At 39.3% G+C, this 19,238-nt stretch carries 23 protein-coding genes; 15 read left to right on the forward strand and 8 right to left on the reverse strand.

The window, feature by feature from the left end; all coding sequences use genetic code 11:
- Positions 1-21: 21 nt before the first annotated feature.
- Positions 22-1,191, reverse strand: coding sequence for an aminotransferase A (locus tag MHH54_RS06775; protein WP_003210942.1), 1,170 nt, complete (start codon positions 1,189-1,191; stop codon positions 22-24).
- Positions 1,192-1,483: 292 nt separating this feature from the next.
- On the opposite strand from MHH54_RS06775, the gene MHH54_RS06780 reads away from it, so the two are divergent.
- Positions 1,484-2,368, forward strand: a complete 885-nt coding sequence (locus MHH54_RS06780) for a cation diffusion facilitator family transporter (RefSeq protein WP_342500811.1) — start codon at positions 1,484-1,486, stop codon at positions 2,366-2,368.
- 60 nt (positions 2,369-2,428) lie between these two features.
- Here MHH54_RS06780 and MHH54_RS06785 read toward each other — a convergent pair whose 3' ends face one another.
- Complete coding sequence (locus MHH54_RS06785; protein WP_003212049.1) at positions 2,429-2,581, reverse strand: hypothetical protein; 153 nt, start codon at positions 2,579-2,581, stop codon at positions 2,429-2,431.
- Between the two features lie 301 nt (positions 2,582-2,882).
- On the opposite strand from MHH54_RS06785, the gene MHH54_RS06790 reads away from it, so the two are divergent.
- The 3 genes from MHH54_RS06790 to MHH54_RS06800 all read left to right on the forward strand — a co-directional run bounded on the left by MHH54_RS06790 (position 2,883) and on the right by MHH54_RS06800 (position 5,840).
- Positions 2,883-3,422: an RDD family protein gene (locus tag MHH54_RS06790; RefSeq protein ID WP_003211813.1), complete on the forward strand. Its 540-nt coding sequence runs from the start codon at positions 2,883-2,885 to the stop codon at positions 3,420-3,422.
- A 125-nt stretch (positions 3,423-3,547) separates the two neighbouring features.
- Entirely contained in the window at positions 3,548-4,858 is a 1,311-nt protein-coding gene (locus MHH54_RS06795) for an MFS transporter (RefSeq protein ID WP_342500812.1), read from the forward strand.
- 73 nt (positions 4,859-4,931) lie between these two features.
- Positions 4,932-5,840: a chemotaxis protein gene (locus MHH54_RS06800; protein WP_003212225.1), complete on the forward strand. Its 909-nt coding sequence runs from the start codon at positions 4,932-4,934 to the stop codon at positions 5,838-5,840.
- A gap of 33 nt (positions 5,841-5,873) precedes the next feature.
- Here the strand turns inward: MHH54_RS06800 and MHH54_RS06805 are convergent, their stop codons facing one another.
- Positions 5,874-6,335, reverse strand: a complete 462-nt coding sequence (locus MHH54_RS06805; protein ID WP_012009774.1) for a YkyB family protein — start codon at positions 6,333-6,335, stop codon at positions 5,874-5,876.
- A gap of 225 nt (positions 6,336-6,560) precedes the next feature.
- The gene (locus MHH54_RS06810) at positions 6,561-7,454 is read right to left on the reverse strand and encodes an AraC family transcriptional regulator (RefSeq protein ID WP_003210930.1); all 894 of its coding nucleotides are present in this window, start codon (positions 7,452-7,454) and stop codon (positions 6,561-6,563) included.
- A 112-nt stretch (positions 7,455-7,566) separates the two neighbouring features.
- Between MHH54_RS06810 and MHH54_RS06815 the strand changes: the two genes are divergently transcribed.
- Positions 7,567-8,463: a DMT family transporter gene (locus MHH54_RS06815; protein WP_003211579.1), complete on the forward strand. Its 897-nt coding sequence runs from the start codon at positions 7,567-7,569 to the stop codon at positions 8,461-8,463.
- Positions 8,464-8,658: 195 nt separating this feature from the next.
- On the opposite strand, the gene MHH54_RS06820 is transcribed toward MHH54_RS06815, so the two are convergent.
- Entirely contained in the window at positions 8,659-8,874 is a 216-nt protein-coding gene (locus MHH54_RS06820; RefSeq protein WP_003211341.1) for a hypothetical protein, read from the reverse strand.
- A gap of 159 nt (positions 8,875-9,033) precedes the next feature.
- On the opposite strand from MHH54_RS06820, the gene MHH54_RS06825 reads away from it, so the two are divergent.
- On the forward strand, positions 9,034-9,210 hold the full coding sequence (locus tag MHH54_RS06825; protein WP_003211106.1) for a hypothetical protein: 177 nt from the start codon (positions 9,034-9,036) through the stop codon (positions 9,208-9,210).
- Positions 9,211-9,274: 64 nt separating this feature from the next.
- Here MHH54_RS06825 and MHH54_RS06830 read toward each other — a convergent pair whose 3' ends face one another.
- The 3 genes from MHH54_RS06830 to MHH54_RS06840 all read right to left on the reverse strand — a co-directional run bounded on the left by MHH54_RS06830 (position 9,275) and on the right by MHH54_RS06840 (position 12,137).
- Entirely contained in the window at positions 9,275-10,552 is a 1,278-nt protein-coding gene (locus MHH54_RS06830; protein WP_003211422.1) for an MFS transporter, read from the reverse strand.
- Positions 10,553-10,625: 73 nt separating this feature from the next.
- Positions 10,626-11,123, reverse strand: coding sequence for a L,D-transpeptidase family protein (locus MHH54_RS06835; protein ID WP_034619946.1), 498 nt, complete (start codon positions 11,121-11,123; stop codon positions 10,626-10,628).
- 156 nt (positions 11,124-11,279) lie between these two features.
- Positions 11,280-12,137: a metallophosphoesterase gene (locus tag MHH54_RS06840; protein ID WP_003211963.1), complete on the reverse strand. Its 858-nt coding sequence runs from the start codon at positions 12,135-12,137 to the stop codon at positions 11,280-11,282.
- Between the two features lie 137 nt (positions 12,138-12,274).
- Here MHH54_RS06840 and fadH point away from each other — a divergent pair, with 137 nt between their 5' ends.
- The 9 genes from fadH to MHH54_RS06885 all read left to right on the forward strand — a co-directional run bounded on the left by fadH (position 12,275) and on the right by MHH54_RS06885 (position 19,063).
- A complete protein-coding gene (fadH, locus tag MHH54_RS06845) occupies positions 12,275-13,039 on the forward strand; it encodes a 2,4-dienoyl-CoA reductase (protein WP_003211125.1) in 765 nt (254 codons plus the stop codon).
- Between the two features lie 64 nt (positions 13,040-13,103).
- On the forward strand, positions 13,104-14,324 hold the full coding sequence (locus tag MHH54_RS06850) for an EAL-associated domain-containing protein (RefSeq protein ID WP_050945469.1): 1,221 nt from the start codon (positions 13,104-13,106) through the stop codon (positions 14,322-14,324).
- A gap of 303 nt (positions 14,325-14,627) precedes the next feature.
- Positions 14,628-15,524, forward strand: coding sequence for a manganese catalase family protein (locus MHH54_RS06855; RefSeq protein ID WP_003210823.1), 897 nt, complete (start codon positions 14,628-14,630; stop codon positions 15,522-15,524).
- Positions 15,525-15,707: 183 nt separating this feature from the next.
- Positions 15,708-15,950 carry a DUF1797 family protein gene (locus MHH54_RS06860; protein WP_003212254.1) on the forward strand — a complete coding sequence of 81 codons (243 nt, stop codon included), beginning with the start codon at positions 15,708-15,710 and terminating at the stop codon, positions 15,948-15,950.
- A gap of 147 nt (positions 15,951-16,097) precedes the next feature.
- Positions 16,098-16,613, forward strand: coding sequence for a ribonuclease H-like YkuK family protein (locus tag MHH54_RS06865; protein ID WP_003212504.1), 516 nt, complete (start codon positions 16,098-16,100; stop codon positions 16,611-16,613).
- A gap of 149 nt (positions 16,614-16,762) precedes the next feature.
- On the forward strand, positions 16,763-16,954 hold the full coding sequence (gene abbA, locus MHH54_RS06870) for an antirepressor AbbA (RefSeq protein ID WP_003210802.1): 192 nt from the start codon (positions 16,763-16,765) through the stop codon (positions 16,952-16,954).
- Positions 16,955-17,100: 146 nt separating this feature from the next.
- Positions 17,101-17,544, forward strand: a complete 444-nt coding sequence (cbpB, locus tag MHH54_RS06875; RefSeq protein ID WP_003210874.1) for a cyclic-di-AMP-binding protein CbpB — start codon at positions 17,101-17,103, stop codon at positions 17,542-17,544.
- 95 nt (positions 17,545-17,639) lie between these two features.
- Positions 17,640-18,521 carry a LysR family transcriptional regulator gene (locus tag MHH54_RS06880; protein WP_003211236.1) on the forward strand — a complete coding sequence of 294 codons (882 nt, stop codon included), beginning with the start codon at positions 17,640-17,642 and terminating at the stop codon, positions 18,519-18,521.
- A 122-nt stretch (positions 18,522-18,643) separates the two neighbouring features.
- The gene (locus MHH54_RS06885; protein ID WP_342500813.1) at positions 18,644-19,063 is read left to right on the forward strand and encodes a DUF4275 family protein; all 420 of its coding nucleotides are present in this window, start codon (positions 18,644-18,646) and stop codon (positions 19,061-19,063) included.
- Positions 19,064-19,238 lie beyond the last annotated feature (175 nt).

Consider the following 19,238-nt stretch of genomic DNA (forward strand, 5'->3'; position numbering starts at 1 on the left):
AACGGCAGGAGAGCCGTTGTTTCAGTCTGTTAAATGAATGGAACGCTTTTCAAGAACGAATTGTTCTAGGCGGTCAAGTCCTTCTTTCAGTGTTTCAAGTGAATAAGCATAGGATAGACGCACATACCCCTCGCCGAGTGGAGAAAAAGCAGACCCTGGTACGACAGCAAGTCTTGTACTTTCTAACAGCTCCATACAAAAATCAAAGGAACTCATCCCAAACGATTCAATGGATGGAAAAATATAAAAAGCGCCAGAAGGCTTAATGACCGGAAGCCCCATAGAAATGAGCCGATCGTATACATAATCGAGCCTTTTCTTATATTGCTCTCTCATGATGAGTGCATCATCCACACCATTTGTCACAGCTTCAAGTGCCGCCTTTTGTGAGACAGCCGAGGCACAAGACACGTTATATTGATGTACTTTTAATACATGTTTAGCAATTGGAGCTGAAGCAAATAAAAAGCCAATTCTCCAACCAGTCATGCTATGAGACTTAGACAGTCCGTTAATCACAATGGTCTGTTCCTTTAAGAAAGAAGCGATTGAATGATGCGGCCGGTCAAATGTCAGCTCGCTATAGATTTCATCGGATAAAATAAAGATGTCTTTTCCTTCAAGGAGCTGGGCAATCTCTTTCAATTCTTCTTCTGAAAGCGTGACACCAGTTGGATTTGAAGGATAAGGAAGCACAACACACTTTGTTTTTTCCGTTAATGCATCCTCAATCAGCTTGGCATTTAATTTAAAGCCAGCATTCGTTGTGTCGATATGTACGGGCTTCCCCCCGCACATTCGAATGATCGGTTCATAGCCAGGGTAGACAGGTCCAGGTAAAATCACTTCATCACCCTCTGACAAAATGGTTCGAAACGCAGCATCAATCGCTTGACTTGCACCTGTCGTCACAATGATCTCTGACTCTGCATCATAATCAAGGTTGACTTTCTTCTTGATGTAGTGCTGGATTGCTTGTCTTAGCTCTAGGAAACCAGCATTATGAGTGTACGAAGTGAAATTCTCGTCAATGGCTGCTTTTGCAGCTGTTTTGACATGATGCGGCGTATAAAAATCGGGCTGGCCTATCGTCAAAGATACGACATCCTCATATGACGATACGAGATTTGAAAATGTTCGAATGCCTGAAATTTCAATATCCTTTACTCTTGGATTCAGCAAATGCTCCATTTCTCATCACCTTAAAAATTTATGTTTTTATCCTATTTTACCATTCACTGCATAAATGTCACCTGCGAAAGGCACTGGATATCATTATCTGTAGTCTATTCTCCTATTCATCACAGCATGAGTGATATATTGAAGAAAGAGCAACATTTATTATAGCGTAACCTCACGAGAAAATACAGGCTGCGATAACATGATTAGAAAACGGCAAAACGGTGTAAACTGAAAGAACGTGAGAATCAGGGTCATGGGAATTGCTTTCATAGACATACGATCTCCTAAAGGAGGACGATAAATGGAACAATCAGCGAAGACATCAAAAATAGCGTTTCTATCCGTGATGAGTAACACATTTGTTGTCATCTTAAAAATCATTGTAGGTCTGCTCACTGGATCTGTTGCGGTTTTATCAGAAGCCATTCATTCTTTTCTCGATTTAATGGCATCTTTTATTGCATTTATCTCTGTTCGTATTTCAAGAAAGCCAGCAGATTCTAAACATCCTTATGGACATGGAAAAGTCGAAAATATTTCTGGAACGATTGAGACCTTACTGATTTTCGTTGCGGGCATTTGGATCATCTACGAATGTGTTCACAAATTAATGCATCCAGAGCCAGTCAAGCTGCCTGTACTTGGCATTGTGGTGATGCTATTAGGCGCGATCATCAACTTTATCGTATCGAAGGTTGTGAACAAAGAGGCGGAAAGGGTCCATTCTGTCGCCATGAAATCGAATGCATTGCACCTGTTAACAGATGTGTATACGTCATTAGGGGTCGCATTCAGTTTATTGCTTGTCGCATTAACCGACTGGTATTTCTTAGATCCGATCATTGGAATGATACTTGCTCTCTTTATTATGCGTGAAGCATTTAAACTCATGAAAGAAGCCTTCCCGCCGCTCGTAGACGCCCGGCTAACGCCCGAGGAAGAACAATCGATCGAAGCAATCATTCAAGGATTCAGTCAAGAATTCATCGAATATCATGACTTTCGAACAAGACGATCCGGTGCAGAGGAATATATTGATTTTCATTTGATTGTAGATGGCAAGACAACGATAGAAGATGTTCATCAATTATGTGATCGAATTGAAGAGAAGATTCAGCAAGAATTTCCGCATGCACAAATCTTTATTCATGTAGAACCTGAAAGTGAAAGAAACACGCAAACGTAAAAAGGCGATCAACCAACTTAGGTTGTATCGCCTTTTTTACGCTTCATCTATGAAATGAAATCAATATCCATAAGCAGTATCGTAATCTTCATACCAAGAGATATAAGCTGCGTCATCATTTGACAAACCATGCTTCATGTCTAAAAAATCAGCTTCGCAAATATCTTCAATCACAGTCATTTCATTGTTATTTAATAGTACGACAGTTCCCATCATGAACACCTTTCTTTAAAAAATCCTTGACTATTGTACCATGTGAAGAACCATTGTCAACAGTAGAATGGAAACAAGACGAAAATATCACAAAATGTTAAAAAATCAGGAGGTAAAAGAACTAGAAGTACCATGATTTTCACAAATTTTCAGTATTTATTCACATAAATCATTGAGGACGAACTGATCTAAAATATATGTAAAAGTGTAAAGTTACATTGATCTTGCGATATTCATAAGATATAATAACGAATGATTATAAGAAATTTATAGAAAACATACATAATAAAGGAGAAATAGGATGGAAACAAACATAACAGAACCACACATTCAAGAAAAGAAACATCCTGAGCTAGCAGGCGTAGGCTATCGTTTTCTTGCACACCTTTTGGATGGTATCATCATCGGCGTACCATATTCTTTTATCATGTTTATTTTGGCAACACTCTTTTTTGTCTCAAGTCCAGAGGCAGCATTGATGATGGATGACGACAGCTATTACTATTCAACAACTGTTATGACAGATGAGGAATGGGCAGTGATTATGGGACTTATCTTTTTCTATATAGGAGCGATCTTGGTCGGTATTGTGGTGACATGGCTTTATTACGCCATCATGGAATCATCAAAACTGCAAGGAACGCTTGGTAAGATGGCTCTTGGGATTAAAGTGACAAGAGTAACGGGCGAAAAAGTGACATTCGGCCGTGCAACAGGTCGCTTCTTTGCAAAAGGCTTTTTGTCTCCAATCTTATATATTGGCTACATCATTGCCTTTTTCACAGAGAAAAAACAAGCACTTCACGATTTAATTGCAAGTACCATTGTTGTGAAGAAATAATGAAAAAAAGCACCTCTGCTCAATCGTAAGAGGTGCTTTTTGTATAGATTGCTTGTATGGAAGAGGGACGTATGACATAAAATAGAATGATAGTGAAAAATCAGGCAGGGAAGGGAGACAAACGATTGAAAACAGGGGAAAAGACCATGCAGAAAAAAGGGGCAGGCTTCGGTCTGTTTTTGACAGCACCCATTTTGGCCTGGGCATTGTATGACTTTGCAAATACGATATTTTCATCGAATATGATCACCATTTTCTTCCCGTTCTACTTGCAGGAAACAATCGGAGACAGTGCGAGAATGGATCAGATCGCTAGTACATTTATTTCTTATGCAAACGCACTAGCCAGTTTTTTTCTCGTCATTTTCACACCATTATACGGAGTCCTGATCGATCGTACAGGAAAAAAGAAGCGCTATATCACAGTGTTTACTCTAATATGTATAGCTTGTACATTTTTGATGGGGATCTTTGCTGGGATTGATTTCTCAAGCGAATGGTTTGGGCTGCCTGTCTCTTTATTAGTAGTGGTCACCTTGTTTGTGATCGCAAAATTCTTCTATCACTCGAGCCTAGTGTTTTATGACACCATCCTGCCCGATCTTGGGACAAAGGATGAAATACCGCTTATTTCTGGATTTGGCATTGCCGTTGGTTATTTAGGGACACTTGTTGGTCTCACAGTTTATTTACTTGTTGGCAATGACCAATTTCATGAAGCATTTATTCCGACAGCACTATTATTCTTTCTCTTTTTCCTGCCATTTCTCTTTTTTGTAAAAGACCCTCATCCACTGCCGCAGCCAGAGAAAAAGGCGTCATTTTTCAGCGGATATAAAGAAATTATTCGCACGTTTAAAGAGATGAAACATTACAAGCCGGCTTTTATCTTTATGATTGCTTTCTTTTTTATGAATGATGCCTTACAGACAGCGATTGCGATGATGGCGGTGTACGCCAAAATCATCATTGGCTTTACCGCTGGACAATTTATTCTGCTTTATCTTGTGTCGACCATTTCAAGTATCATTGGCTCCTTTTTATTTGGATATATCACAAAAGCGATTGGGGCAAAGCGCTCGATTACAGTCGTGTATGTGATTTTGATCGTTGCCCTGATTCTGGCTGTCACAGCCACAACGGAATGGATCTTCTGGGTGGCTGGCAGTTTATTCGGTATTTCACTCGGCGCAAGCTGGGGGGCATCACGAATATTGATTATCGAGCTGACACCGAAGGAAAAGAGAGGACAGTTTTTTGGTCTCTTCGCATTCTCAGGGAAGGTGTCTTCCATTATTGGACCCATCATTTATGGGTCAGTCACTCTGCTGTTTGCAGAGCACGGAAACCTCGCAAGCCGCCTTGCGCTAGGGTCTTTACTTATTCTTGCAGCGATAGGACTTGTGATTCATCAATTCGTACGAGAGAAAGCGTAAAGAAACGTCAACTTTTTACCTATGCTGCCGATATAAAAAGTACAATCTTATATTGAAGAATAGAGGGATTTCCGTGGCTTTAAACAAACAAGAAATTTTACTTGACTCTGGTACCAATGAATTGGAAATTGTGAAGTTTGAAATTGGTTCAAATCAATTCGGCATTAACGTCATGAAAGTAAGAGAAATCATCCAGCCGGTTGAGGTGACGGCAGTACCGCACTCTCATCAAGATGTAGAAGGGATGATTAGTTTACGAGGCGAGATTTTACCAGTCATCAATCTATTTTCCTTTTTTAATGTCGAGTCAGATCAGTCAGAACAAGAGAAATATATTGTGACTGAATTCAACCAACGGAAATTTGTGTTCCATACAGGAACGGTATCACAAATTCACCGCGTCAGCTGGGAAGAGATTGAAAAGCCAACTGCACTCAATCAAGGGATGGAACGTCATTTGACCGGTATCATTAAGCTTGATGAGAAAATGGTTTTCCTTCCAGATTATGAGAAAATCATTTATGATATTGAATCCGCTTCTGGAGTAGAAACGTATCATATGTTTGACGGTGAGAAAGACGAGAGAAGAACAGGGAAGAAGCTTTATGTCGTTGAAGACTCTCCGCTTCTCATGCGTTTATTAACAAATGAATTAACCGAAGCAGGCTATAAAAACATTGTGACCTTTGAAGACGGGAAACAGGCATATGACCACGTCATGGACCTTGTTAGCAAAGGAATTACTGTGACAGAAGAAATTGATATGATTATTACAGATATTGAAATGCCTAAAATGGATGGTCACCGATTAACGAAACTGTTGAAGGAAAATCCTTTAACAAGTTCCATACCGATTCTTATCTTCTCTTCGTTAATCACTGAAGATTTGCGCCATAAAGGGGAAACAATTGGTGCAGATGATCAAATTAGTAAACCAGAAATTCATCAGCTGATTGAAAAAGTCGATCACTTTATTATCTAAAGGAAAAACCACTCGTCATGAGTGGTTTTTTGTTTAAAAATAACTTTCCCCGAGTCGTTTGAAGACGGGCTTTGTATAATGTGATTTTTGTTTTGTGGCGGTAGGTTTTTCTTTTAAACCGACATACGTTTGAAGCAGTTGCTTTGCTCGGTTTAATGACATATTCGCTTTCGGATTGCGATATGATTGATTTAAATTTCCTAAGTGTGGCAAAAATTCGAAGTCTTCTTTGGTTGGTGGCAGGTGAAAATAATAATCTCCAATTTCAATCAGCACGTCAGACTGTTGTTGACTATATTTGGGATTGTTAGAGAAATGTAGGCCCACTTTTCTTCCTTTACCTTCTTGCAATAGTTTTTGCAGCGCACGTTTTTTCAAAAGATAAAGAAACTTGGGATTTGGTGCGGTTTTAGCATGGCGGTTAACAGTATAAATGGCTTTTGCGATGTTTTCTGCTGTAGGTTCTATGTCTTTAGTATGAGCATAATCGTCCATTTTTTCTCTCCTTTGTCTTTCGTCTTCCTGTGCTTAGTATAAATTATACGTTTTTATTAGTAAATTGCAAATAGACTTATTTTAAAAAGCGATAGGATTTCCATTGTTCTTATTTACAATAGCCATTCATGACGGTTCTAAAACGTGTTTGTATATAAAAATGACAGAATGGTGTGCAAAGACACTAGTATCTATCCATCATGATTTTTCTTCAATCTGTTTCAGTTACAAAGAATGCGGCGCTTTTAATTTTCTATATGCTAAAGGTGTCGTATTTTTTATTCTTTTAAACATACTAATAAAATAACTTGTGCTGTTGAAGCCGACTTTGTAAGCAATTTCTGTTATATTGAAGTCTGTTTCTTGAAGCAGGATGAGACTTTGTTGAACTCTATATTCATTCACATAATGTAGAGGTGTCTTCTTTAGAATATCTTTGAAGTATCTGCAGCATTCAGATCGGCTTAGCTGACCTGCTCGAGCGATATCTTGAAGAAGCACCTTTTCGTGATAATGCTGGTGAATCCAATTCAGCATAGGTTTCATCCGTTCATTTTTATCATGCTGCCGTGCATCATATTTTATTTGAAAGCCATTTTGTAATAAACATTTCCACATGGTGATGAGTTGAATGTTGAGTTCAAGCTCATAATATGCTGGAGTTTCATCAATTAATCGCTGAATGGTTTGAATACATTGATAGATATGATTTGGCCAGTGGTCTTTTCGGTTCAATAAAATATAAGGTGTCTGACTCGCATGCATATAAGGATGAACGAAAGTGGTAAATAATTCATTAGCTGTGATGAAATGTGGGGAAACGTTTAGACAAAGATATGTACAAGTTGTCCCATTCGCATCTTTTGCCATATGCAGGCAGCCACAATTGATGAATACGCCATCTCCTTCCTTCAAACATATCGTCTCTTCATTGATGTGAAATTCAGCTTCCCCCTCTAAAATAAAAACAAATTGGAATTCGTCATGCCAGTGAAGAGGGATGTGGCCGCTTCTATGATCACAAATTTTCGTATGATAAAGAGCGATAGACCAGGTCGTAGTAGAATGCTCCGTTAATTCTTTCAAATTGTAGTCAATAAGAAAATGATAGTTGTTCATGGTTCTCCTCAATATTCTTTTATTTTTATGTTCAATTGATATATCAATATGTAACAAAGTGAACTACTATCAACTATATTATCATGATTGTTTGAGAGTTGAGGAGAACGAAATGGATAGAAATAAGGGAATTTTGCTTGTTTTGATTGGTGCCATCTGTTGGGGAGTAGGAGGAACTGTTTCACAAAAATTGTTTCAGCAATATGGGATTTATGTCAATTGGCTTGTGACTGTCAGGCTGCTTATTTCAGGTGGACTGCTTTTATTTGTTCATTTCATGACAAAAGAACGAGCGCAACTAATTGGTGTGTGGAAAAAGAAGAGGACGGCTATGCAAGTCCTTATATTTGGAGTAATGGGCATGCTAGCTGTTCAATATACTTATATGGCATCCATTCAACTTGGGAATGCAGCTGTGGCGACGCTTCTGCAGTATACGGCCCCTGTTATGATTATCATGTATTTAGTACTTCGCCGCCAATCTACTTTTACCAAAAGAGATATGCTGACGGTGTCATTGGCGTTCATGGGCATGTTTCTCTTGTTGACGAATGGTTCTGTTTCAACATTAACCGTTCCATTTGTCGCAGTGGTTTGGGGAATACTGTCTGCTGTAGCGCTTTCGTTTTATACGCTATATCCAATTAATCTGTTAAAAGAATTTGATTCTCTAGTCGTTGTCGGCTGGGCGATGCTGATTGGGGGAGCCGCCCTTAGCTTAGTCCATCCGCCATGGAAGATAAATCTGTCACATTTACCTGTTGAAGCGTATGTATATTTATTGTTTGTTATCATATTTGGTACAATGATCGCTTTTTGGTTTTACATAGAAAGCTTGCAATATTTATCACCGAAAGAGTCAAGCTTAATTGGAAGTGTCGAGCCCCTTGCGGCAGTTGTCACGACTGTTTTTTGGTTAAAGGAGCCATTTGGTTTTTTTCAATGGGCTGGGACAGCTTGTATAGTATACATGATTTTATTCATGGCATTATATCAGCCGAAAAAATGAGAAGGAAGGGTGTTCAAAGAGAGATTTTCATTGCAAGAAGAATTGACTGGATGAAATATATATGAAGTGAACTATTACTTCGTGATAACTACCTATTTAAATAAATGGGTAGTTTCTCAATTTGTATTCATGTTGCGTCTGAAAATTTACCATATGCCAGACAACATGCCCGAACATATGGTTTAATCACATGGCCTATTTCTTATGACTTGAATAAGCGCAGTAGAAGCAACCATTAAAATCAGTTTCATTCGTCATTTGTTTAGCTTCATCAATGGCACTTTCGCCACTCATGTGCAGACCAATCAATTTACGGCTTGCAGCATCACCTAAAAATGCACAATCTTCTGTATGTACAACATATTGACCTTGATCATCTTTTGTATGAATAAAATAATAACTTTTTAGCATACCCCTCACCTCCAACCTGACTATCCTACTATAAAACTTCCAATGATGTAAAGATTTTTAATTAAAAATATTGCAATTTTATACATATTCCTTTTATTTCATACAAAGAAAAATATGTTATAAGATCAAAGTTAATGAGAACAGAAAGGACTGTTTAGATTGAAAGATATGTTAACTCCTTTATTGGTCGCATTTGTCGTTGGAGGCATTGTGTACGTGATAGATGATCGGTCGATTCATCCTTTGGTTCTATTTCTCATCCTATTTATTAGCATTTATGCAGTTGAAAGAATCATTCATTTTGCTTCCAATCATTTCGATGAGCAGAAAAAATAAGTGCCGTTTGTGTTTCAGTCATGCAAAAAGGACTTTCTATAGAAGAAAGTCCTTTTTGCTTCATTTATTGCGCTCCCTGACCTTTTAGTTCACGCTGCACGTCTAAGTCGTCAGCTTCTCTGCTAAACTTTGGCAGTGTAAAGAAGTAAAAAAGGAAAACGAGTAAAATAATAACGCCCATTCCGTAATAAATATAAGAAACGTTTGTAATGAGTTTTGGAAATAGTACCGCAATCAAACCTAATGTCATGGATTGAGCAAACATGGTAAGTGGGTCAACCCAGCCTGACACACGTCCCATCAGACGAGGGTGGACGATTCTCGGCAGCCAGCCGCCAATGACAATGTTGACTGGGCCAATACATGTACCAATGACAAACGATGTGACATAAAACAACCATAGTGTGTGGGTGGAACCAAGTACAAAAATCAGAATGCCTGCAACCAAAATTGGAAGTGACATGAGATATTGCATCTTTACTTTTTTAGCGAGAACAGAGCCCATTAAGCTGCCAACAAGTAGACCGGCACCGATCGCGATTGTAAAGAATGATGTATGCAGTTCAAAATGGTCCGGTGAAAGGCCATATTTCATTGTAAACATCGGAAGTACAGCAAATGCGCCATTGACTAGACCAAAAACAAAAAAGCCAAAAATTAAAGAAGCCAATAATTTATTTTTTATAATGTAAAGAATGCCTTCTTTAAAATCTTTTAGAGACGTTTTAATGGTCATGCCTCTCCAGCCTGCTTGTCCATTTGGCTGACGTGCTTCAATTGGAATGTTACATGTACGAATCAGGATGCCTGACACAATAAAACTGATCAAATCAATGGTAATGGCACCGTGAAGTCCAATTGTCTTATACATAATCGCACCGATTCCAACACCAAATACCATGAATAAACTAAACAGCATTTGATTTAAGCCAGCGGCTTTTGCATATTGATCTTTATTTAAAATCGCCTGAACGAGAGAGGCTTCAGCTGGATAGAAGAACTTCGTAATGGCACTTCGTATAAACAAGATCAAGAAAATAAGAGGTAGTGAATTGAAATAAATAACAATGAATAAAACAATCGTCAGCCCAGCTCGTATCCAATCGCAATTCTCTGCGACTTTTTTACGATCAAAACGATCTGCTACGACACCGACCATAAAAAAGACAAAGATCGTTGGAAGTGAATACATGAGCTCTGCTAATGTGGCGTAGGCGGGCTGATGACTAAAATGATCGAGCAAATAAAAGGCAAACGCCATATTGCCTACTGTTGTCCCCATTTGCGAAGCAAGTGCTGCAAAAAAGAGACGAACAAAATTTCTGTTTTTAAAAATATCCATAAATACGCTCCTTAACCTGAAGATCCCACTTTATATCATATAAAATTTTAAGCATTCATACAATTGATTTCTCCTACTGGCTAATGGTCACAGGTGTTCCATTTGGAACGATTGAAGCAAGTTCGATGACATTCTGATTATACATACGAATGCATCCTCTAGACACAGCTTTACCAATTGAAGACGGGTTATTCGTACCGTGGATGCCGTAATGAACTTTCGAGAGGCTTAGCCAATAGGCGCCAAAGGGACCTCCTGGGTTTGGCTGTCTGTTCACAATATAATAAGAACCTGTCGGTGTCATATTTAAAATTCTTCCTGTTGCAATCGGATAAGACCGAATCAGCTCTGATCCAGAAAACAAGACGAGACGTTTGCTTGAAATCGAAACAGAAATGCGGTAAGGGATCGTATTAGGATCGGGCAGACCAGGAATGATAATGACCTCATTTTGTAACGGCTCTCGGCCTTGCAGTGAAGGGTTTGCAGCCTTTAAAGCTTCTGTTGTTGTTCGAAAATCAAGCGCTATAGAAGCAAGCGTTTCTCCGCGTTTTACCGTATATCGCAGCACCAAAGGACACTCCTTTTGCTCAAATAAAAGAAGCCATGATGCCTGTCACTCAATCTATATATGGACGGAATCAGGCTAAGGAAGGTTTCTCCTAACATTTGTCATGAGAAAGATCTTTGATTATCTATATGCAAAAAGAAGCGGTTTGGCTTCTGTCTAAATGCGAGAAGAGAGGGTGAAAAAGGTTAATTCAGGTTTGGCTAAAAATCGAAGCGGCAGTCTTGTTGTCCCAAGTCCGCGGTTGACATAGATTCGGTGCTGATAACTTCCGTATAAACCTTCCACATATGTATGGCCAAAAGGTGCTGTGAGAATGGGTCCGTAGAAAGGAAGCTGCACCTGTCCGCCATGGGTATGTCCAGAAAGCTGCAAGTTAATGGGGGTTGTATCCAGCTCCAATGCTGCATCAGGCTCATGTACGAGCAGCAAGGTAAATAAATCAGATGATACTTCTCGCTTAATCAGGTCATAATCCGGCACACTCATCATCAGGTCATCCATTGTAGCAATCTGAATATGCGCCCCTTTTTTTTCTAATGGAAACACATCATTTTTACATATTGTAAAGCCGCATTCTTTCATCGTATTCTCATAAAGATCAATGCCAAATGGTCCGTAGTCATGATTACCGCATATCGCGAGCTTACCAAACGGGGCATGGAGCTCAGTCAAATAGGCTTTCGCTTTTTCATGCTCTTCAATTGATGCTTGAAAATCAACGAGATCACCTGTGAACACAATGAGGTCTGGAGACTCAGCGTTGATTTGCTGGACGACGGATTCTAATTCCTTCGCAGGAAATGTATCACTTAAATGAACATCACTAAATTGAGCAATTTTAAACTGGTCAAATGAAGCTGGAAGCTGAGCATCTCGAATGGTCATTGACACGGTATCGATCATGCGTGGTTCGATGTATCTGGCATATCCGTATCCACATGTTGTAGCTAAAAAACCGAGAATGCTCGCGCCAGCTGCTCCTTTTAAAAACTGTCTCCGAGAAAGTTGCTTCATATAAGACTCCTTTATAAATAAAATTAAGTATAGCATCATATTTAAAGAATCTCCCATATGGTGCATCTAGGGTCAATCATGATATGATAGAAAATAATGAATGAATAGTCATTCAAAACCACAGAGGGGGAGAACAAATGACGAAACAAACAGTGATTGTCACAGGGGGATCAAGCGGAATGGGGAAGGCGATGGCTGTCCATTTGGCACATGAAGGCTGGAATGTCGTGATTACTGGAAGAACAGAAGAAACGTTAGAAAAGGTAGCAAATGAAATAAAACAAAATGGCGGCTCGATCGCTTACTTCCAAATGGATGTACGAAACCCAGAGGATGCCGATCAAATGGTCAAGTTTGCGGTAGATACATTTGGAGATGTGGACGCTCTGATTAACAATGCTGCAGGAAACTTTTTAGTTCCAGCAGAAAAACTATCTCCTAACGGCTGGAAGGCTGTCATTGATATTGTATTAAATGGAACATTTTTTTGCAGTCATGCAGTGGGCAATTACTGGATTCGTCAAAAGAAAAGGGGAAGTATGGTCAATATGGTGGCGACCTATGCATGGGGTGCTGGTGTAGGTGTGGCGCATTCAGCGGCAGCAAAGGCCGGTGTTTTATCTCTCACTCGAACGCTTGCAGTGGAATGGGGTAAGCAATATCGAATTCGCGTTAATGCCATCGCGCCAGGTCCAATCGAGAGAACAGGCGGTGCGGATAAACTATGGGAGTCGGAAGAGGCAGCGCAAAGAACAGTAGATAGTGTTCCACTTGGCAGACTTGGTACACCAGAGGAAATTGCAAAGCTTGCAAGCTTTTTATTATCTGAACAAGCGTCTTATATAAATGGAGATTGTATCACAATGGATGGGGGGCAATGGCTCAACCAATCCCCATTTTGAATGACGATGTAAGACCTGCTTTTGATGTGTTATAATCACACAAAGAGAGAAGCAGGTGATGAAAATGGTCGATCCATTGGATATTTTAACGAATATTGAAGATGTTTTCCCGCACTATCAAGCGATATTCAGTGCGGAAGAGCAAAAAGTGATAGGCTATGAGGTTTTAGGAAGAATGAAGCTCGAGTCTGAAACAGTTAGCCTAGGCTCCTTCTTTACGGATTCATCTATTCCTGACGAATATAAAGTGGAAGTAGATCATAAAGTACTGACGCAAGCACTCGATCTTTTCACAACAGCAGATGATGATTTGCTCATTTTTATTAATCATGATGCCAATATCCTGATGCTTGATCATGGTGAAAGCTTTTTAGAACTCTTGAAGCAATATGAAGCAAGGGGCATTCAGCTTAATCGGTTTGTTATCGAATTTACAGAGCATACGTTTAGCGGCGATATTGAACAGCTTTACCATACGTTAACGTATTTTCGTACATATGGTATTAAAATCGCCATTTCGAATATCGGAAAAGAAAGCAGCAATCTTGACCGGATTGCCTTGCTCTCACCCGATCTATTAAAAATAGATTTACACGCATTAAGGGCATCGGCTCCTTCTCCTTCCTATGAATATGTCTTGTACAGCATTTCATTGCTTGCGAGAAAAATAGGGGCGGCTTTAATTTATGAAGACATTGAAGCAAATTTTCAGCTGCAATATGCTTGGAGAAATGGCGGCAGATACTTTCAAGGGTTCTATCTTCACGAGCCGGCGGCGGAATTAATTGACCGCAATAAACGAAAAGATCAGCTGAGGGAAGAATTCCAGCAATTTATTGCGCATGAGAAAAAGAAACTACAAACTGTCTACGAACATTCTGAAACATTTTATAAGCGAATTCACCAAGCTGTCACGACCTTAAAAAAATCATGCACTACAAATGATGAACTCATCCAAAAGCTGGCATTAGAATTAACGGATTGCAGCTTTCGGATTTATATGTGTAATGAAGAAGGCTTTCAAATCACTGGAAATGTGTTTAAAAAAGAAAAAGAATGGTTGTTCCAGCCTGAATATATCGAGAAAAACTGGAGCTGGCGTCCTTATTTCCTAGCAAATATTCTCCAAATGAGAATGAGCGGGAAAGGATTTTTCAGTGATATTTACAGCGATTTAGAAACTGGTGAGAGGATACGTACGTTTTCTTACCCGTTAGAGGGAGATATGTATTTATTTATAGATCTTCCGTATGCCTATTTATATGAGCAAGATGGATTAATTTAAAAGCACAGAGTGAAGATTATATTAGCCATTTATTAACAATCTGAGTAGCCTTTTAGGCTGCTTTTTTTGATTGAAAAAAAGAAATAAAAAATGGTTGACAATGAAACTGATAATCATTATCATTTAGTTATGGAGAGAAGCTACTCTCTGTTCCCCAACCCCTCTATCAGATCAAGATCCAAAAAACTTGGCGCTACCCCCGCCAAGTTTTTTTTGTGCTTTTCATCTTTGCCTCATGCATAGGACAGCCCAATCCTTCCATACATCTTAAGTGATGACAGTTAGACGGTAGGAGGGAACGTCATGATCAAACGTGACAAGCGGCTGCTGATTGATTTGCCAAGACCAGATCACCCAGATGCAAATGGTGCTGCTGCTGTGCAAGAATTACTCGGCGGAAAATTCGGCGAAATGTCAACATTAAATAATTACATGTTTCAATCCTTTAACTTTCGAGGAAAACGAAAACTCAAACCGTTTTATGACCTCGTATCCAGCATTACGGCTGAAGAATTCGGTCATGTAGAACTTGTGACCACAGCTGTGAATCTTATGATTACAGGGACTACCCATGGCGGAGATCCAGATACGACACCGATGAAAGCGGCTGTCGATAAACGAAATACACAGCATTTTATTCAAACCGCTCAAACAGGCTATCCGTTTGATTCCATGGCAAAACCTTGGACCGGGGAGAATGTGTTCTCAAGCGGAAACCTGATTCTTGACCTCCTTCATAATTTCTTCCTAGAATGCGGAGCACGTACGCACAAAATGCGCGTATATGAAATGACAGATCATCCTACAGCAAGAGAGATGATCGGTTATTTACTCGTCAGGGGCGGAGTGCATGTTGTGGCATATGCAAAGGCGCTTGAGGTAGCCACAGGTGTAGATGTAGGAAAGATGCTGCCAATCCCAAACCTCGACAACAAATACTTTGATTCAGCGAGGAAATTTGAAGATCAAAATGTTCATACAAAGCTGTATACATTTAGTGATACGGATTACAAGGACATTAATAAGATTTGGAAAGGCAGTCATCCGATTGATGGAAAACCGCTCACAGTGATTGAGGGCACCCCGCAAGGAGCACCTGTGCCAGATTATAGAGAATTACCGGAAGAGTTTGCCCCAGGCATTTCCAAAGAGGATTTTGACGAAATTGCCAAACGTCTGATGAGGTCTGCGGGTTTATAAAAACATGGTGCATGAGATTAGAAAAAAGACTCAAACTAAAAAAACAGATTCTTTTTCTTTTTTTGAATTCAAGAGGAAAAATATCATCTGAGAACACTTTATGGTATGATGCTTTGTAGGACTTGTGTATAATCAATACGGGTTCATCTTGAGTTGTTTTTTTGAAAGGAGTCTTTTTTTAGAATGTCACAATTAATGGGTATCATTACAAGGCTGCAAAGTCTTCAAGAGACAGCAGAAGCTGCAAACGAACCGGCACAGCGTTATTTCGAAGTGAACGGTGAGAAAATCTGTAGTGTTAAGTATTTCGAAAAGAATCAAACGTTTGAATTGACTGTTTTTCAACAAGGGGATAAGCCAAATACTTTCCCATTTGACAACATTGATATGATTTCGATTGAGATTTTTGAGCTTTTACAATCCTAAGCTGAATCGTATGAAATGTTTTTTCTAAGGATTCCTTCGTTTATTTGCGGCAATATACATGTGTCATGATTGGCGCAGTGTACAAATGGAAGATGATCATTCAGCGCATATTTCGGATAAGAGACCATTAAAAAGGAGTTCCTTTCTGTGAGTGATTCTTTTTACTACAATCTTTCTGAAGATCATTTAGCGTTTTCTGATGTCGTCATGAGAATGAAAGACTTTATTCGAAAAGACCCTAGATCCGCCTATGTGTTATCAATTGGTACGGACTCTCAGGTCAATCAAAATGTCACAAGATTTATGACTGCAATTCATCTCCACCGGATTGGCAAAGGGGCTTGGGGCTGCCTCACGCAACAAGTGATCAGCAGACCTGTGCAAAGCCTTAGAGAAAAAATTTCATTAGAGACAGCGTTTAGCCAAAAGGTATGTGCAGACATCCTTGAGGGGCCTTTAACAGAACTGATGGATTTGCTTCTTCCGTTTGCTGAGGAAGGGGCAGACCTCCGTTTTGAAGCCCATCTGGATATTGGCAAAAAAGGAAGTACAAAAGATCTGATCCAGGAAATGACCGGAATGATCACAGCTATGGGAATTGAAGCTAAAATAAAACCCGACTCATACGCAGCATTTTGCTATGCCAATCGATACACAAAATAAATTCCGTCATTTTTCTCCAAACCTTGTCGAAACGTGCGGTTGACGATTCGATTCTAGTTCCTTATTCTAGCTGTATAGAGAGGAAGCAGACATTCAAAAGCCTGCTAATCAATATAAAAGCATATATGAAACAGGGGGCCTGATGTTGGATGAGCGTCATCGAAAATCGTTTTAATGAAGAAGAGAAAAAGCTATTATTAAACGTATTGCTGAATCAGGAATATGCTGTCGAATTACTAAGCAGTGAGATCAATGATATAGAATGTGGAACAAAAAATGTCGATGACAATACGTATAAGCAGTTGATCACATTGTATGACAGAGTAAGGTTTGAGAATTAATATTGATTGAACATTCTATTAGATACTCGGGAGCTGAGTATCTTTTTTATGCAGAAAAAATCTTTCGACAAATTTCGTTTTAGTTTATGCTTAATGGTAAAGGGGAATGTATGATTGATGATTGAGAGAAAAGGGGTCGAAGAAACATGATAGAGATAGAACCAACTCAATTGCTTGAGTCAACAGTAGCCGAGCATATGATTGATGCAGATAAAGTGGCACATGTTCAAATTGGAAATAACCTTGAGCATGCTCTATTGGTCCTTACAAAAACAGGATATACAGCCATCCCGGTATTAGATCCTTCTTATCACCTGCATGGGTTAATTGGAACGAATATGATCATGGATAAGATCTTTGGTTTAGAACGAATTGAATTCGAAAAGCTGGACCAACTGAAGGTAGAAGAGGTTATGCTTACTGATATCCCAAGGCTTAAAACGACGGATCCTGTGCTAAAAGGCGTTCACGCTGTAACGAATAATGGATTTGTTTGTGTCGTAAATGAGGAGCAAGTCTTTGAAGGAATATTTACACGACGTGTTGTATTAAAGCGCTTAAATGAAGTGATTCATGCCGCGAAAAAATGAGCTGAAACCCAGCTTATTTTTTTGCCTTCATAAGCTATAATTTATATAATGGCCATATGGAATAAGAAAAACTTATAGAGAGAAAGGGGACGCCCATGCAGCTTCAGGAGTTACATATGCTTGTTGTGCTAAGTGAAGAATTGAATATGAGAAAGGCTTCGGAGCGGCTCTTTGTCTCTCAGCCTGCTTTATCCCAAAGATTGCAGACGATTGAAAAAGAGTGGGGAACCAAAATTTTTTTTCGTTCTCAGAAAGGGCTCACCGTGACTTCGGCAGGTGAACAGATCATTCAATTTGCAAAAGAGGTGACGGTTGAGCAAGATCGAGTGAGAGAGAGAATCGATGAACTTGAAGGGGAAATTCACGGTACACTAAAGCTTGCGGTTGCATCCATTATTGGACAGCACTGGCTGCCGAAAGTGTTAAAGCGGTATGTCGAAAAGTACCCAAATGCGAAGGTATCACTTGTGACCGGCTGGAGTAGTGAAATGCTCAAAAGCTTATACGAGGACCACGTGCACATTGGGATCATTCGCGGAAACCCTGATTGGAAGGGAACAAAGGAATATTTGATGACAGATCATTTATATTTAGTCGATTCCGTTATCAAAGACGTGGACGAGTTAATCGAGACAGAACGCCCGTTTATTCAATTTAAAAGCGACAGCACGTATTATCAGGAAATCCAGCACTGGTGGCATCAAAAATTCAAAGTGTCTCCAAAGCAGACGATTCTAGTGGACCAGATTGAGACGTGTAAACAAATGGCCTACCACGGCATAGGCTACGCCATTTTGCCTTCGGTCACCTTATACGATCACGAAAAAAGTGTTCATAAAACACCGCTTGTTGACGTGAATGGAGAGCAAATCGGACGTGACACATGGCTGCTAGGCTATGAAGCTTCTTTTCAATTAAAACAAGTGCAAGCATTTGTCGGTGTGGTCAAAGAAATGCTTGAAAGTGATGCGGTGTAAGTACCTTCTTGGAAAAGAAAGGTGCTTTTTTTAGGTAAATAATCAGTTTGATTAAATTTACTTATTGTCGCATATCAAAGCAATAGATAGATGGAGCGAATCATAGAGGAGACTTCGATCTTATGAAAAACAATCAATTAATCAAAATGAACAAACCAGAATGGGGAGATCATTTGCGCGTGAGGTGGCGTGAACGTTTTGCTAGTCATCTTTCAATGAAAGAACAAAACGAGATATTAGATGATTTTTTATGGCATTTATGCAGTTTTGGAATGGTTACATGCCTTGAAAATGCTGAAGCGATAGACGCATTTCTTCAACAATCAAAGGATAAGTGTACTGTTTTTTATCAATTTGTTGACGAGGCGTATCTTTTCGAAAATGCCAGCTCTCTTTTAATCAATGATTTACCATATCAATCTAATCATATGGATTATAACGATATGTATGTGATGGATTGGAATGAAAAATGGACATTTGTGGTGACGCACGAAACGGATTATGGTCCATATTTTATTCAAATAGATGAAACGAACGAATGAGAAACCGATGATCTCTTCGATACGAAAAACCCGCCTTCCCATTGGAATGAGCGGGTTTTTCATTGGGTTATCGTATTGATTGGCCAAAGCTTTTTTATGAAATCATTTGACAATGAAAATCATTATCATTTAAAGTGTACATATAATAATTGAAAATGATTATCATTTAGATGGG

The organism is Bacillus sp. FSL K6-4563, from assembly GCF_038630405.1.
Lineage (GTDB): Bacteria > Bacillota > Bacilli > Bacillales > Bacillaceae > Bacillus > Bacillus pumilus.